This is a genomic window from Massilia sp. CF038, from assembly GCF_900129765.1.
Classification (GTDB): Bacteria; Pseudomonadota; Gammaproteobacteria; order Burkholderiales; family Burkholderiaceae_D; genus Telluria_A.
This window is the reverse complement of the sequence record NZ_FQWU01000004.1, coordinates 135970-151208: the sequence shown is the minus strand read 5'-3', so window position 1 is coordinate 151208 and position 15239 is coordinate 135970. Positions and strand designations below refer to the sequence as shown.

At 63.5% G+C, this 15239-nt stretch carries 11 protein-coding genes; 3 read left to right on the top strand and 8 right to left on the bottom strand.

Annotation, left to right across the window (positions count from 1 at the left end):
* Window positions 1–35 precede the first annotated feature (35 nt).
* Both BUC24_RS22045 and BUC24_RS22040 read left to right on the top strand, forming a co-directional pair.
* Window positions 36–1406, top strand: coding sequence for a glutamine synthetase family protein (locus BUC24_RS22045; RefSeq protein WP_073222044.1), 1371 nt, complete (start codon window positions 36–38; stop codon window positions 1404–1406).
* Between the two features lie 29 nt (window positions 1407–1435).
* Window positions 1436–2881, top strand: coding sequence for an aspartate aminotransferase family protein (locus tag BUC24_RS22040; RefSeq protein WP_073222041.1), 1446 nt, complete (start codon window positions 1436–1438; stop codon window positions 2879–2881).
* A 93-nt stretch (window positions 2882–2974) separates the two neighbouring features.
* On the opposite strand, the gene BUC24_RS22035 is transcribed toward BUC24_RS22040, so the two are convergent.
* A complete protein-coding gene (locus BUC24_RS22035; protein ID WP_073222039.1) occupies window positions 2975–4411 on the bottom strand; it encodes a high affinity choline transporter 1 in 1437 nt (478 codons plus the stop codon).
* Between the two features lie 204 nt (window positions 4412–4615).
* Between BUC24_RS22035 and BUC24_RS22030 the strand changes: the two genes are divergently transcribed.
* Window positions 4616–6103: an aldehyde dehydrogenase gene (locus BUC24_RS22030; protein ID WP_073222036.1), complete on the top strand. Its 1488-nt coding sequence runs from the start codon at window positions 4616–4618 to the stop codon at window positions 6101–6103.
* A gap of 2 nt (window positions 6104–6105) precedes the next feature.
* Here BUC24_RS22030 and dhbA read toward each other — a convergent pair whose 3' ends face one another.
* From dhbA to BUC24_RS21995, 7 genes are read right to left on the bottom strand one after another with little or no spacing between them, the layout of a single operon-like run.
* Window positions 6106–6846 (bottom strand): 2,3-dihydro-2,3-dihydroxybenzoate dehydrogenase, encoded by a 741-nt coding sequence (dhbA, locus tag BUC24_RS22025; RefSeq protein ID WP_073222035.1) that lies wholly within the window; start codon window positions 6844–6846, stop codon window positions 6106–6108.
* 9 nt (window positions 6847–6855) lie between these two features.
* Window positions 6856–7647, bottom strand: a complete 792-nt coding sequence (locus BUC24_RS22020; protein WP_229448556.1) for an ABC transporter ATP-binding protein — start codon at window positions 7645–7647, stop codon at window positions 6856–6858.
* Complete coding sequence (locus tag BUC24_RS22015; protein ID WP_178372601.1) at window positions 7644–8684, bottom strand: FecCD family ABC transporter permease; 1041 nt, start codon at window positions 8682–8684, stop codon at window positions 7644–7646. The genes BUC24_RS22020 and BUC24_RS22015 overlap by 4 nt, the downstream gene beginning before the upstream one ends.
* A complete protein-coding gene (locus BUC24_RS22010) occupies window positions 8681–9649 on the bottom strand; it encodes a FecCD family ABC transporter permease (RefSeq protein WP_073222032.1) in 969 nt (322 codons plus the stop codon). The genes BUC24_RS22015 and BUC24_RS22010 overlap by 4 nt, the downstream gene beginning before the upstream one ends.
* Window positions 9646–10542 carry an ABC transporter substrate-binding protein gene (locus BUC24_RS22005; RefSeq protein ID WP_073222030.1) on the bottom strand — a complete coding sequence of 299 codons (897 nt, stop codon included), beginning with the start codon at window positions 10540–10542 and terminating at the stop codon, window positions 9646–9648. The genes BUC24_RS22010 and BUC24_RS22005 overlap by 4 nt, the downstream gene beginning before the upstream one ends.
* A complete protein-coding gene (locus BUC24_RS22000; protein ID WP_073222026.1) occupies window positions 10539–11381 on the bottom strand; it encodes a siderophore-interacting protein in 843 nt (280 codons plus the stop codon). The genes BUC24_RS22005 and BUC24_RS22000 overlap by 4 nt, the downstream gene beginning before the upstream one ends.
* Window positions 11378–15238, bottom strand: a complete 3861-nt coding sequence (locus tag BUC24_RS21995; RefSeq protein WP_073222023.1) for a non-ribosomal peptide synthetase — start codon at window positions 15236–15238, stop codon at window positions 11378–11380. Before BUC24_RS21995 ends, BUC24_RS22000 begins: the two co-directional genes overlap by 4 nt.
* Window position 15239: the final 1 nt, after the last annotated feature.

Sequence of the window (15239 nt, the reverse complement as noted above, 5' to 3'; positions counted from 1 at the left end):
GCCGGGCGTTTGAGCAAAACTTCAGAGAGAACCATATGGCAATTCGCGAAAACTTTACGTACACAGACATGGATCTGTGGCTGAACGAAAAACGGGTCACGGAAATCGAATGCCTGATTCCCGACCTGACCGGTGTCGCACGCGGCAAAATTCTGCCGCGCGCAAAATTTACCCAGGAGCGCGGCATGCGCATCCCGGAAGCGGTGCTGGGCATGACCGTGACGGGCAATTACCCCGTTGCGGACGGACCGTACGACCGCGCCATTTCCACCACCGACCGCGACATGATCCTCAAGGCCGATCCCACCACCATCACCATGGTGCCGTGGGCGGTTGACCCCACCGCGCAGGTGATCCACGACTGCTATTTCGCTGACGGCAAGCTGGTCGATTTTGCGCCGCGCACCGTGCTGCGGCGCGTGCTCAAGCTGTATGAAGATAAGGGCTGGAAGCCGGTGGTGGCGCCAGAGCTGGAGTTCTACCTGACCGCCAAGAATACCGATCCGGATCTGCCGCTGAAACCGCCGATTGGCCGTAGCGGCCGCGCCGAGACCAGCCGCCAGGTCTACAGCATCGACGCCGTGAACGAATTCGATCCTCTGTTCGAAGACATTTACGACTACTGCGATCTGATGAACCTGGACGTCGACACGCTGATTCACGAAATCGGCGCCGGCCAGATGGAGATCAACTTCCAGCACGGCGACCCGCTTGGCCTGGCCGACAAGGTGTTCTTCTTCAAACGAACCTTGCGTGAAGCAGCGCTCAAGCACGATATGTACGCCACCTTCATGGCCAAGCCCATGGCGGGCGAGCCGGGATCGGCCATGCACGTCCACCAGAGCGTGGTGGACACCAAGACCGGCATGAACATCTTCAGCAACGAGGATGGCTCGGCGTCGGCACTGTTCAAACAGTACATCGGCGGCCTGCAGCGCTACATGCCATCGGCGATGGCCATCGTCGCACCCTACGTCAACTCGTACCGCCGCATCGTGCGTCACACGGCCGCGCCGATCAACATTCAGTGGGGGCTGGACAACCGCACCGTGGGCTTCCGCGTTCCCGAATCGGGTGTGCAGGACCGGCGAGTGGAAAACCGCATCATCGGCGCCGACGCCAATCCCTACCTTGCACTGGCCACTACGCTGGCCTGCGGCTACCTTGGCATGACCGAGCAGCTCGAGCCTACCCCGATGATGACCGGCAGCGCCTACGAAATGCCGTTCGAGCTGCCCCAGGGCCTGCCCGAAGCGCTGCACATGCTGCGCGCCGAGGACAAGCTGCGCACCGTATTGGGCGAGCGCTTTATCGACGTCTACGCCGCCATCAAGGACCTGGAGCATCAGGAATTCATGACCGTCATCAGTCCGTGGGAGCGCGAGCACCTGCTGCTGCACGTCTGATTCCAACACAATAAAAAGCGAGGTCCATCATGCCACCCCAATCCCTAGTCCCGGCCGCCAGCGTGCTGGCTTCCGTCAAGGCTGCTGTCAACGACGTCTACGACACCGCGGCGCTGCGCCAGCTCGATGCCGCCCACTACCTGCACCCGTTCACCGATCACGCCGCGCTCAAGTCAAAAGGCGTGCGCGTCATGGTGCGCGGCGAAGGCATCTACCTCTGGGATTCCGAAGGCAACAAGATCCTCGATGGGATGAGCGGCCTGTGGTGTGTCAATGTTGGGTATGGCCGCACGCGCATTTCCGAAGCGGTGTATCGCCAGATGGAGACGCTGCCTTTCTATAACAGCTTCTTCAACACCACCAACATCCCGGCCGTGAACCTGGCCGCGCTGCTGGTCGAACTGTCGCCGCCGCAGTTCAATCATGTGTTCTTTACCGGGTCCGGGTCGGAAGCGAACGACACCAATCTGCGCATGGTGCGGCGTTACTGGGATTTGCTGGGCTGCCCTGGGCGCCACACCATCATCAGCCGCTACAACGCTTACCACGGCAGCACGGTTGCCGGCTCCGCCCTGGGCGGCATGGAAGGCATGCACGAGCAGGCCGGCACGCTGCCGGGTATTGAACATATCGGCCAGCCCAACTGGTTCGAGTCGGGCCAGGGCATGAGCGAGAACGAATTCGGCATCGTCGCTGCCGGCTGGCTGGAACGGAAAATTCTGGAAATCGGTCCCGACAAGGTAGCCGCATTTATCGGTGAGCCCGTGCAAGGCGCGGGCGGCGTGATCATTCCGCCGGCCACTTACTGGCCAGAAATCCAGCGCATCTGCGACAAGTACGGCGTGCTGCTCATTGCCGATGAAGTGATTTGCGGTTTCGGGCGACTGGGCGCGTGGTTTGCGTCGGAACTCATGCAGATCAAGCCCGACCTGATCACCTTTGCCAAGGGCGTCACATCAGGCTATGTGCCGCTGGGCGGCGTATTGGTGGGCGACCGCGTGGCCAAGGTGCTGACGGAAAAAGGTGGCGACTTCAATCATGGCTTCACCTATTCCGGGCATCCCGTGGCTTGCGCCGCGGCGCTGGAAAACCTGCGCATCATCGTGGAAGAGCAGCTGGTGCAGCAGGTGGCGCTGGAAACGGGGCCGTATCTGAAATCGAAATTTGCTTCGCTGGGTGACCATCCGCTGGTGGGCTACACCAACAGCCTTGGTTTTGTGGCGGGACTTAATCTGGTGAAAAAGCGCGCCGACAAGCCGCATGACTGCGTGCTGTTCAATCCCGATCTTGGGGTAGGGATGGTCTGCCGCGGCTACATGTTCGACAACGGCATCATCATGCGGGCGGTGGGCGACAGGATGATCATCGCGCCGCCGCTGGTGATGACGACGGCGCAGATCGACGAAATGATCACGCGTATCAGGTCGGCTCTGGACGCCACCCTTGCCGATATCCGCCAGCGCGGCTGGCTATAAACTCACATCGCCCTCGCGAAGGCGGGGGCCTATAGCACGCTGAACAACTTCGATAACGGGTTATGGGTCCCCGCCTTCGCGAGGACGATGTTGTTAGCGCTCCTTTAAGTCTGTCAACACCTGCGGCGTCAGCGACCCCACAAACATCCCCACCAAGGCCGCAATCAAACCGGCCAGCTGCCCTGGGAAGTGTTCGCCAAAGGTGGAAATCTGCGGGAAGTAAACAATCCAGGTCGTCAGTCCGCAGGCAATCGACACAATCGCCCCCTGGCTGGTGGCACGCTTCCAGTACAAGCCCATCACCAGCGGCACGAAGGCAGCAACCAGCGTCACCTGATAAGCGGTCGACACCAGATCGTAAATCGGCGTGCCGTTCATCTTGATCGCATACGCCAGCACCAGGGCCGCGAACACGATGATCGTGCAGCGCACCGCAAACAGCTGCTGACGGTCAGTCAGGCCTGGGCGCAGGTGCTTGTAGATGTTTTCGACAAAGCTGGTCGAAGGCGCCAGCAAGGTGGCCGACGACGTGCTCTTGATGGCGGACAGCAGCGCACCAAAGAACAGAATCTGCATCACCAGCGGCATCTTGGTCATCACAAAAGTAGGCAGCAGGCGCTGGTAGTCGTTCTTGGCCATGTCCATGCCGCTCTCGCCCATGACCAGCACGGCGGAAGCGACGATGAACATCGGGACGAAAGCGAACATGATGTAGCTGGCGCCGCCGATGATGGCGCCGGCGCGCGCGGTCGGGGCGTTTTTGGCCGACATCACGCGCTGGAACACGTCCTGCTGCGGAATACTACCTAACATCATGGTCAGTGCCGCACCAATAAAGAAAGCGACATCATGGAAGGTCGGTGGCGGCAGGAAGTTCCACAAGTCCTTCTGGTTGGCCATGTTGATGACCTTGTCGGCACCGCCAGCCAGGTCGGCCGAGAAGAAGGCGATCACGGACAGGCCGATCACCAGTACGATCATTTGAATGAAATCGGTCACGGCGACGGCCAGAAAACCGCCGGCTACAACGTAGATGAGCACCAGCAGGGTACCGATGATCATGCCCCAGGCTTCCGTCATCTGGCCTTGTGTGAGGACCGAGAACACCAGGCCAAGCGCGGTGATTTGCGCGGCCACCCAGCCCAGGTAGGACAGGATGATGGCGGCCGAGCAGAACACCTCCACGCCTTTGCCGTAACGCTGGCGATAGTAGTCGCCAATGGTGAGCAGATTGAGTTTGTACAGGCGCGCGGCAAAGAACATACCGACCAAAATCAGGCAGGTGCCGGCGCCGAACGGATCTTCAACAATCGAATTGAGGCCACCCTGGACAAAGCGCGCGGGGATCCCCATCACCGTCTCGGCGCCGAACCAGGTCGCGAAGGTGGTGGTGATCACCATGATCAGCGGCAGACTGCGGCCGGCGATCGCAAAATCGGCCGTGTTCTTGATGCGCGTGCCCGCCCAGACGCCGATGCCGAGCGTGGCGAGCATGTACAGCACCACACAGGTGATCAGTGTGTAATTCATGTAATGTTTACTCCAGAGGAAACAAAGGCTGAATAGTGCCGCAGGGAAATGAAAGACGGCTGGAAAATCCGTGGATTATATCCGGTGAATCCTGTCAAAAGTGTCACAGTAATTGAAAAACCGCCAGCGCGCTGCATCGACGCGACAGTGCGCCGTTGCGCACCCGTGCAAGCGCTGGCCCGAAGCGGACAAACGGAGGATGTAATGGCAGAACAGCAATGGCATGACCGCGCCGCAGCGCTGGAAACGGACGGGCGCGCCTTTATCGGCGGCGAACGCGTGTGGTCCCGTTCCGAGCGCCGTTTTGACAATTTATCGCCCATCGACGCCCGCCTGCTCGGTGCGGTGGCCCAATGCGACGGCGCCGATGTGGATCTGGCCGTGGCAGCTGCCCGCGCCGCGTTCGAGGACAAGCGCTGGGCCGGCAAAGCGCCGGCGCAGCGCAAGCGCATCCTGATCAAATTCGCCGACCTCATACTGGACAATGCCGAAGAGCTGGCACTGCTCGAAACGCTGGACATGGGTAAACCCATTAAATACAGCCAGAGCGTGGACGTGCCGGCGGCAGCCAACTGCATCCGCTGGTACGGCGAGGCGATCGACAAGATCTACGACGAGATCGCGCCCACGGCTGACAACAGCCTGGCGCTGATCACACGCGAGCCCGTGGGCGTGGTGGCTGCCATCGTACCGTGGAATTATCCGATGATCATGGCAGCCTGGAAGATCGCACCGGCGCTTGCAGCCGGTAACAGCGTGGTCCTCAAGCCGTCCGAAAAATCGCCACTGACGGCGCTGCGCCTGGCCGAAATCGCGCTCGAAGCCGGCATTCCGGCCGGCGTCTTCAACGTGGTTCCCGGTTACGGGCACGAAGCCGGCGCCGCGCTGGCGCTGCACATGGATGTTGACTGCATCGGCTTCACCGGTTCGACCAGGGTTGGCAAACAGATTCTGCAAATGGCTGGCCAGTCCAACCTGAAGCGCGCTTGGACGGAACTGGGCGGCAAATCGGCCAACATCGTGTGTGCCGATTGCCCCGATCTGGACGCGGCTGTCAGCGCCGCCATTGGCTCGATCTATTTCAACCAGGGCGAGAGCTGCAACGCGCCATCGCGCCTGTTTGTGGAAGCATCGATCAAAGACGCGTTTCTTGAAAAAGCGCTGCCGATGCTGCCGCGCTTCCAGCCTGGCGATCCGCTTGACGAGGCAACCATCATGGGTGCCATTGTCGATGCGACCCAGATGAAGACCGTGATGGGCTTCATCGACCAGGGCAAGCAGGAGGGCGCCAAGCTGCTGTTTGGCGGTGCGGCTGCGCGCGAAGACTCGGGCGGCTTCTATATTGCACCCACCTTGTTTGATCAGGTCGACAACAGCATGAGCATCGCCTCGCAAGAGATTTTTGGCCCGGTACTGTCGGTGCTGAGCTTTACCGATATCGACGACGCTGTGCGGCAAGCCAACGCCACGCCGTATGGCCTGCAGGCGGCCGTGTGGACGCGCGATATCAGCCGCGCCATCCAGACAGCGCGCGCCCTGCGCGCCGGCACCGTGCACGTGAACCAGTACGACGGCGACGATATCACCGTGCCGTTCGGCGGCTACAAGCAGTCCGGCAATGGGCGTGACAAGTCGCTGCATGCGTTCGACAAGTACACGGAGCTCAAGACCACCTGGATCCAGATCGGCTAGCGCTACAAGGTCGCGCCACCATCGACGCGCAAATCGTGCATTGTGATGTGGCGCGCGCTGTCCGAGGCAAGGAAGCAGACTGCGTCGGCAATGTCGGCAGCGCTGGCAATGCGCCCGAGTGGAATGCCGACCCGGTAGCTGGCGGGGCTGCCGGCAATGACCTGGCGCTCGCTGTCCGGATTGGTCCAGAGCTGGCGCTGCATCTCGGTGTCGGTGGACCCGGGCGAGACCACATTGCAGCGGATGCCGAATTCGGCCAGCTCCAGGCCGAGGCAGCGGGTAAACTGGGTCGAGGCGGCTTTGGACGCCGCGTATGCCGCCATCTGCTGGCGCGGTACAGACGAAGCGTTCGATGCAACCGTGACGATCGCGCCGCTGCGGCGTGCGACCATCCGCGTGGCAACCGCGCGGCTCAGGCGGAACACGCCGCCGGCATTCACATTGAAGGTCTGGTCCCACTGCGCATCGGTCATGCGCAGCGCCGGCGTGGCGTGCAAAATGCCAGCCACATTGACCAGAATGCCGACCGGGCCCAGCTCCGCTTCCACCTTGTCAACGGCATTATCGACAGCCTGGCTGTCGGCGACATCCACCGCGAGCCCCAGCGCCACTTCTTCCTTGCGCACTCCCCTGATGTCGAATCCGGCCACGATGGCGCCCCGTTGTGCCAAAGCCCTGGCCACGGCTGCGCCAATACCTTGCGCTGCGCCGCTGACGATGGCAATTTTTCCGTGAAATTGCATGCTTGTTCCTTATCCTGTTTTTAAAATGGGTTCGACACGTGCGCGCGGCATCACCACCGGGGCGCTATCGCCGGGCGCGTACAGCACATCTGCGTCAACCTTGTATAACTGACGCACCAGTGCCGGCGTGACGATCGTGCGCGGGCAACCCGCAGCGATAATCCGCCCGGCCTGCATCGCCACCAGGGTGTCCGCGTAGCGCGCCGCTGCGCCCAGATCGTGCAGCACGATCACCACCTGTCTGCCGTTCCTGGCCAGCGTGCGCACCAGTTCAAGCACCTCCACCTGGTGTCCAAGATCGAGCATGCTGGTTGGTTCATCGAGCAGCAGCAGCGGCGTCGCCTGCGCCAGCACCATGGCAAGCCAGCAGCGCTGGCGCTGGCCGCCGGACAGTTGTTCAAGCGGCCGGCTGGCCAGGTCGAGCGTGCCGGTGTCGCGCAGGGCTTGTTCGACCGCGCGTTCATCGGCATCGGACCATTGCCGAAACAGCGACTGGTGTGGATGGCGGCCATAGCGAACCAGCGCCGCCACCGTCACCCCCTCAGGGGTGAGCGGCGACTGCGGCAGCAAGGCGATACGGCGCGCCGCCTCGCGGCCTGACAGCGACCATATTTCCTGACTGTCGATACTGAGCGTGCCGGTGTCGGGACGGTGCAAACGCGCCATGCAGCGCAGCAGCGTGGATTTGCCGCAGCCATTCGGTCCGGCGATCACCGTCACCTGACCGGGTGCGATGACAAGGTCGATACCTTTGAGGATTTGAGTATTGCCATGCGAGGCAATGAGTCCCTCGATTTTCAATTTGATTCTCCTGCGCGTTCGCTGAGCACCAGCCATAACAAGAAAGGGCCACCGAGCAGATTGCAAATCACGCCCGCAGGCAGCTCGGCGCCATCGAGCACAATGCGCCCCAAGGCATCAGCGGCAAGCACCAGCATGGCGCCGCTCACGGCACTGGCGGCTGGTGCGATGCCACCTTGAAGTCGCGTTGCAATGTATGGCGCCGCAAGCGCGACGAAAGCGATAGGGCCGCACACACCGACGGCCAATCCAGAGAGGATCACTGCCAGAAACAGCGCCTGCCATTGGGTAGCCCGCAGCGGCACACCAAGTGCGCTTGCCAGATCCGGCCCAAGGCCCAGCAATGCAAGGCGGCGTGACAGCATGGAAGCCAATGGGAGCAGCAGCAAAAGTCCCGCCGCCAGCGGCAGGGCAGCAGCGTAGCCCCGTCCCGTCAGACTGCCGACACTCCATGTGTACAAGGCACTCGCATGCATTAACTCCTGGCGCGACAGTGCCAGCTCCGTCAGCGCGCGCAGCAGGCTGGCCACGCCTACGCCAACGATCAGCACAGAAGGACCAATGCGGCCAGCGGCCAATGCAAGCAGCGCGAGGGCGCCGAGCGCGCCAAGTGGACCCACCCACCACGGCCCCATCAGGCCCGTGCCACCGGCGGCCAGTCCGATGAAAATTCCAAGCGCAGCGCCATCCGATACACCCAGCATGTCGGGCGTTGCGAGTCGGTTGCGGCTCAGTGCCTGAATCAGGCACCCTGCACAGCCGAGCGCCGCGCCGGCCAGAACGCCCGCCACGATGCGTGGCAGGCGCAATTCGTTCACCAGCAGTTGCAGGCCGGTGGGGCCGGTACCTGTCAGCGCCGCGTACAGTTCAGCGCAAGATAGCCAGGTCGGCCCGGCACACAAGGCAATGCATGACAATACGATCAGTGCCGCAAGCAGCGCCGGCGTGGTCCACAACGCGCGTGTGGACAGAATCACTGACCAATGTCGGCCGCGCGCGGCCAGTATCCCTGGCTCGATCGCGTGCAGGCCGATCACAGGCTGCCCCTTCGTGCCAGCCAGACCAGCAGTGGCGCACCAAGCATGGCCGTCATCACGCTCACTGGCGTTTCGAACGGCTGGGCGAACAAACGCGCGCCCAGGTCGGCAAGCAGCAGCAATGCGGCACCCAGCATCGCCGAGAGCGCGATCTGTTGTGCAAGAGTCCCCGGCTTGCATGCGCGCGCCAGATGCGGCGCCAGCAATCCAAGAAATGCGATCGGACCGGCCAGCGCGACGGCGCTTCCCGTAAGTAGCGTCGCGACCACTGCAACGGCGGCACGCAGCAGTGCGGGCCTGTGGCCCAGTGCACGCGCGCTGTCGTCCCCAAGCTGCAGCGCGGACAATGGGCGTGCCAGCATCAGCGCTGCAATCAGCGCGCCCAGGATCGGTGCTGCAACCCATGCGATGGCAGTCTGCGTTGCCCCAGCCAGGGAGCCAAGCACCCAGAAACGGTACTGGTCGTACCCGGCAGGCTCGCTCAGAAGGATTGCGGAGCTGGCGCCGTGAAAGGTGGCGCCTAGCGCAATCCCGGCAAGCACGAGCCGCAGCGGCCCTTTGACGCTCCCACCAACGTGCGCCACGGCCAGCACGCAGCCATTGCCTACCAACGCGCCCAGGAGAGCCCATACCAGGTATCCCGGTCCGGCAGCCGCGCCAGCCCATGCGATACCGGCGACCACCCCGAGGGCGGCACCGGAGTTGACGCCCAGAAGACCCGGCTCGGCCAGAGGATTACGTGTCACCGCTTGCATCAGCATGCCCGCAGCGCCAAGTGCGCTGCCAACCAGCACAGCTGCCAGGGTGCGCGGCAGCCGCAAATCCAGAATGATCATCGCTGCCTCGCTACCGGACGACAGTGCAAACAGATCCGCCAACCCGGGTGTACCGGCGCCGTTCGCCATGGAGGCAATCATCAGAATGGCGGTGCACAGGATTAGCACCGGATATGCAGCACGGTTCATCGAGCCAGCATCGCCTTTTCAATGTCGTCGAGAAGCGCGTTGGCCGCCAGCGGCCCGCCGGGGCCGGTCCAGAGGCTGCCATCCACGGCCCGCATGCGGCCTTGTTTAACCGCGCTCAGTCGGCTGAAGGCCGGGCTGGCAGCCGCGGTGGCGAGTGCCTTGTCCGCCGTGCCGTCGAGCGTGCCGATGAACAGCCAGTCGGCATCAATCAGCGACAGTGCCTCCATGCTCAACGGCGGCGAATGGGCGGCGCCACTTTGCTGCTGCGAGGCGGGTCGGCGCAGCTTCAGGTCTGCCAGTACCAGGCTGGCAAAGGCGTCGCGCAGCATGTAGGCCGGGCCTTGCGGATTCCAGCGGACCACGCTGACGCTGGCGCCTTGCTGCTTTTGCAAGCGCTCGCTCAGCTTCGCAACGCGCTGCGAATATGCCGCCAGCACCGATTCCGCCTGCGCTGATCTACCCACCACCGCGCCGATGCGGCGCAAGGCACTTTGCCAATTCTCGCCGGGGCGGTAGGTGACAACGGTGGGCGCAATCTTCGACAAGCGTGCCAGCAGTTCTGGATCCGGCACGCCCCCTGCAAGAATCAAGTCGGGTTGCAAAGCGATGGCTAGATCGGGAACCGGGCTGGCAAAATTGCCCACGCTGGTGATGGCGCCTGCTTCTTTGCCAAGATAGCGCGGCATCGATTGCTGACCACGCCCGCGTGTGGCGCCCAGCGGCTTGATGCCGAGTGCGAGCAGGGCGTCCAGATCGAGTTCGGACATTGTCAGCACGCGCACCGGCGTTTGCGGTACGCTCGCTTTGCGTTCAAGCGCGTCAAGTACAACACGTTCGGCGGCCATGGCGGGCAAGGCCAGTATCGTGGCCAGGATCAGAGGGATAATTTTCATGCGGTCGCTTCCATTTTTTCTTCGGCCTCGAATCGGTCCATGATCTGATGGCGTTCGGCGTGATACGCCTCTTCTGTGTGACGGTCTTTCCAGTAAGGCACGGCATACATCGCGTCCGCGGCGACGCCACGCTCGTGCAGCAAATAGTCCCTTAGCGTGACGACTTGCCGGCTTTCCCCTGCCAGCGTGACCGACACCGGCTCCATTGGCCAGTCCAGTGCGCGCGCGGCGTCCAGCAGCAAGGTGCTGTCGCCAGGTCGCTGCGCACCGCGTACCAGCCAGACCAGTTCAACCCCGGCGGGCCGTTTCAAATTCTGGACGTCAGCGTGGTTCCCGATTTCGATCAACGTATGGCCGCTTGCATGGTCGGGCAGGTTGGCAAGCACCGCGGCCAGCACCGGCACGGCACTTGGATCACCCAACAATAGATAGGACGCTGCGTCCGGCACAAAGCGGCGCGGCCCGCCCGGTCCGGCAACGCCAATCGCGTCGCCTTCCCGTGCGCGCGTGGCCCATTGCGAAGCAGGCCCCTCATCGTCGTGAAGTACAAAATCGACGGCAAGCTCACCTGCCTTCGCGTCGTAGCTGCTTACGGTATAAGTTCGCGCAATGGGCCTTACATCGTTTGGCGGCCAGACCGGGCCCTCCGGACCCAGCGTGGGAAGGATGGGCTGTATTTGCCCCGGGCGCGGCAGCAGGAGTTTGATATGGGCGCCAGCTGAATCGACCGGGAAGCCGGTCAATTCGGGCCCACCCAGCACGACGCGTCGCATGGATGGGCTCAATTGTTCGGTGCGCACAACACGCAGCAGGCGGGGAGGAGTTCGTTTGTTTGTCATGCGGGACCTCGATCATGAAGGAGCCGTGCGGCCAGCGTGCGCCCGATGTGGGCCAGCGGTGCCGGGCGGCTCATGGAATTGTGGTTGCTCGCGATGTCGATCACATCCACCTGGCCGCTTACATACGACGACCAGGCCGACCATTCAGGCGCACCTGCGTTGCGCTCCGCGGCGCGGAAGAACAGCAGGCCGCCGTCGAACCGCTGGTGCCGCAAGCCGCGGTAGATGCGCATGGTGTGAAGCGCCGTATCAATCATGCGCAGCAGCTGCGTTTGAGTCGCTGCACCCAGTGTGCTGCCAGGCTCGCGGAAACGCGCCAGCAGCGCCTCGCGTTCGAGTGGTTCGCCATGCTCGTCGACTGCCGAAGCGCCAATCACGTCCAGCAGCGCCATCACGGCGTCGCGCTCCGCTGGTTCTGGCTTGCCTTCCCAGATATCGCTTGGATAGGCGTCCATCATCGCCAGCAGTGCGATTTTTTCGCCAGCGGCCTGGAGGCGCGTGGCAATGGCATGCGCAAGACCGCCGCCGGAAGACCAGCCGAGAAGGCGGTATGGGCTGTGGGGCTGCGCAGACCTGATCAATTCCACGTAGTCGTCTACCATCGCGTCAGCATCCGCCGGTAGCGCGCCACACAGTCCGCGTGCCTGGATGCCGAAGATTGGCGTGCCGGGCAGGTGGCGTGCAAGGCCGAGGTAACACCATGCCAGACCCTCGGCCGGGTGAATGCAAAACAGGGGCGCTCCCACGCCCGGCTGAATCGGCAGGAGAGGGGCGAGTTCATCACCTTGCGCGTTGGGCGGCGGCGCGTGGCCGGCGAGTGTGCTCAGGGACTGTGCCAGCGCCGCGACCGTCGAGTGGCGAAACAGAGATGCTACGGCCACTTCGCGCTGCAGGGCGATGGCCAGGCGGTTTGCAACCTGGATGGCCTGCAGCGATTTGCCGCCCAGTGCAAAAAAGTCGTCGTCAATATGCAGGATATCGATGCCAAGAACATCGCGCCACACCTGCATGACCGCTTCTTCAAGCTTGCTCGCCGCAGCGCTGGTGCGCGCATCTGGCATTGCGGCATCGAGCAGCAGCGCCTTGCGGTCGATTTTGCCATTGTGATTGCGCGGCAGGCTTGCGCGAGTTGCGTAGAACGAGGGAATGGCAGCGCCAGCGAGGTGCTTGGCGAGGAACGCGCGTAGTGCCGGCGCAGGTGGCAAGGGATCGGCGGCGACCATGAAAGCGGTCAGGCGCTTGTTGTCGTCTGCTACCACTGCCACTTCGCGCATCCCTGGAAACTGCAGCAAGGCCGCCTCGATCTCCAGCGGATCGATGCGCTGCCCGCTGATTTTAAGCTCGCCATCAAGGCGGCCCAGGTAGCGCAACTGTCCGTCGCTGCCCAAGATCACCCGGTCGCCCGTGCGATAGCCGCGTGGCGCATCAGGCAGGGCGTCGAGCATGACAAAGCGTTGTGCTGTCAATTCCGGGCGGCCCAGATAGCCGCGCGCCAGCGTCGGGCCGATCAGGCACAGCTCACCTTCCTGGCCTGCGGCCACTGGCTGCAAACGGTCGTCCACCACCGCCATGCGCAAGCCGGCCAGTGGGGTTCCGATCGGGATTGCATCCGCAATCGGCGCTGCGCCGGGTCCGGCCAGAACCGCAGTGGTACAGATCACCGTCGCTTCCGTTGGCCCATACGTATTGAGCAGCACTGCGTGCGAGCGCCATTGCGCGACACGCGCTGCCATGGCTGCCTCGCCGCCGATGATGACCAGCCGTACGCAGTCCGGCAAGGCGCCCTGTTGTTGGTCTACGCACCAGGCCAGCTCGTGCCAGAAAGCGGTGGGCAGGTCCAGTACCGTGATGCGGCGCTCGGCGCAGGCATCGAGAAACTGCGGAAGCGACTCGATCATTGCATCGTTGCGCAGCACCAGCGTGGCGCCCGTGCACAGCGGCAGGAAGATCTCCTCCACGCTGGCGTCAAAGTGGAGGGGCGCGAATTGCAGCACGCGGTCACCAGCACTGATGTGGTAGCGCAGGCTGGCTGCGGCTACAAAGTGGGCAAGGGCGTCGCGGTCCACCATCACGCCGTTCGGCCGCCCCGTGGAGCCGGAGGTGTAGATGACATAGGCCAGGTCGGCATGTGCTGCGGCTTCGAACATCGCGGCCGCTGATGCGTTCGCGTCGTCCAGAATCAGCACTTCGCCACTGGCTAACGACGCCAGGTGCCGCAAGGTGATTACCAGCTGCGGCGCGGCATCGGCAAGCACCGTCGCGATGCGCAACGACGGGCCGGCAGAGTCGAGCGGTATGTAGGCACCACCTGCCCACAGGACCGCCAGCAGCGCAACGATGGTACGTGGTTCACGCGGCAACAGCAGAGCGACGCGCGAATCAGGGCCGACCCCGCGCTCGCGCAGAACTGCCGCAAGGGATCGCACCTCGGCGAGCAAAGTGGCATAGCTGATCGACACACCGTCCTGTTCCAGCGCGATCTGCTGCGGCGTGGCGGCGGCATGACGCGCCAGGGCGGCCAGAACCTGTTCCGGCGCGCAGACCAGCGCCTCGCCCTGCAGCAGCGCGGGCGCCGGCGGTGGCGGGAGAATGCTGGCCAGGGGCGCGTCCGGTGCCGAAAGCAGCTTCTCGAACAAGGCGACAAATGCGGCGTGAAGTGCTTGAACTCGCGGCGTGTCGTACGCGGCCGGATTTGCCTCAAGGTCGCAGCGCACGCCATCCGCGCGCGGTGCGATGGTAAGGGAGAGGTCTTCCACAGGGCCGGCTGATACAGGATGCGCGCAGGCGGTCAGCGGGCCGAACACCGGTGGACGGTCGAACGGCATGATGTTGATGACTGCGCCGAACAGCCGCTGGCGGCCGCCGGCCAGCCCCAGCGCCTGTTTCAGATGTTCGTACCGATAGCGCTGATGTGGGCGCACGTGGCGCAGTTCCTGCGCGACGGCTTGCGACAACTGCGTGAGCGTCACGGAGGAATCGACTTTCATGCGAAGCGGGACGATGTTCATGGCCATGCAGGGAACACCCAGCGCGACAGAGCCCAGTCTTCCCATCACTGGCAAGCCGATCGTCAGCTCATGTGCGCCTGTCTCGGCATGCAACCATGCCCCGAACGTGGCGATCAGCACCGCCGTCCAGTCGGTGCCTGCCGCCTGCGCAATGCGCTTGCAGCGCTCGAGGGACGCCGTGGAAAGGGTGCCGCGCCGGCGCAGCACGTCGTGCGAGGCGGGCGCCGATGGCGCGAGCAGGACGGGCGGCGGCGCATCGCGCAAATGGGCCAGCCAGAAATCCTGGTCGCGCTGGTGCGCAGCAGAGGCCAGATAGGCCGCATCCTCGGCCACAACCGGCGCCAGGGAACCTGAGCGCGGCGCGGGCGGTGTGATTCCAGCAACGAAACTGGAATACAAGGTGGCGACACGTTGGGCCAGTAGCGCATAGCCGAAGCCGTCCAGTGCCACGTGATGCACGCGCATGTACCACAAGGTACGGTCCTGGCCGATCTCCAGCAGGGTGCTGGCGAACACCGGTCCGCCCGCAAGGTCGGCGGTTTGACGCAAGTCTGCCAGCATCCAGGCCTGCGCCGCAGCTTCGTCGAGAACGAGCTTGCCGAGGACCCAGTTGTCGCGGGGGGCGAACTGCTGCCAGGCGTGTTCTCCGTCGCTGAAATAGCACTGATGCAGGGCCTCGCATTCGGCGATCGCCTGGCGCAGCGCATTCTCGAATTGGCCTGCGTCGAGTTTTCCTGTCAATTCCACTGCTTCCGCGGTCCAGTAGGCAGGGCTCATCGGATCAAGCTGCTGACCGAGCCAGATGCCGTACTGTGCAGACGTCAGCGCCAGCGGTTCGCGTGCACCCATG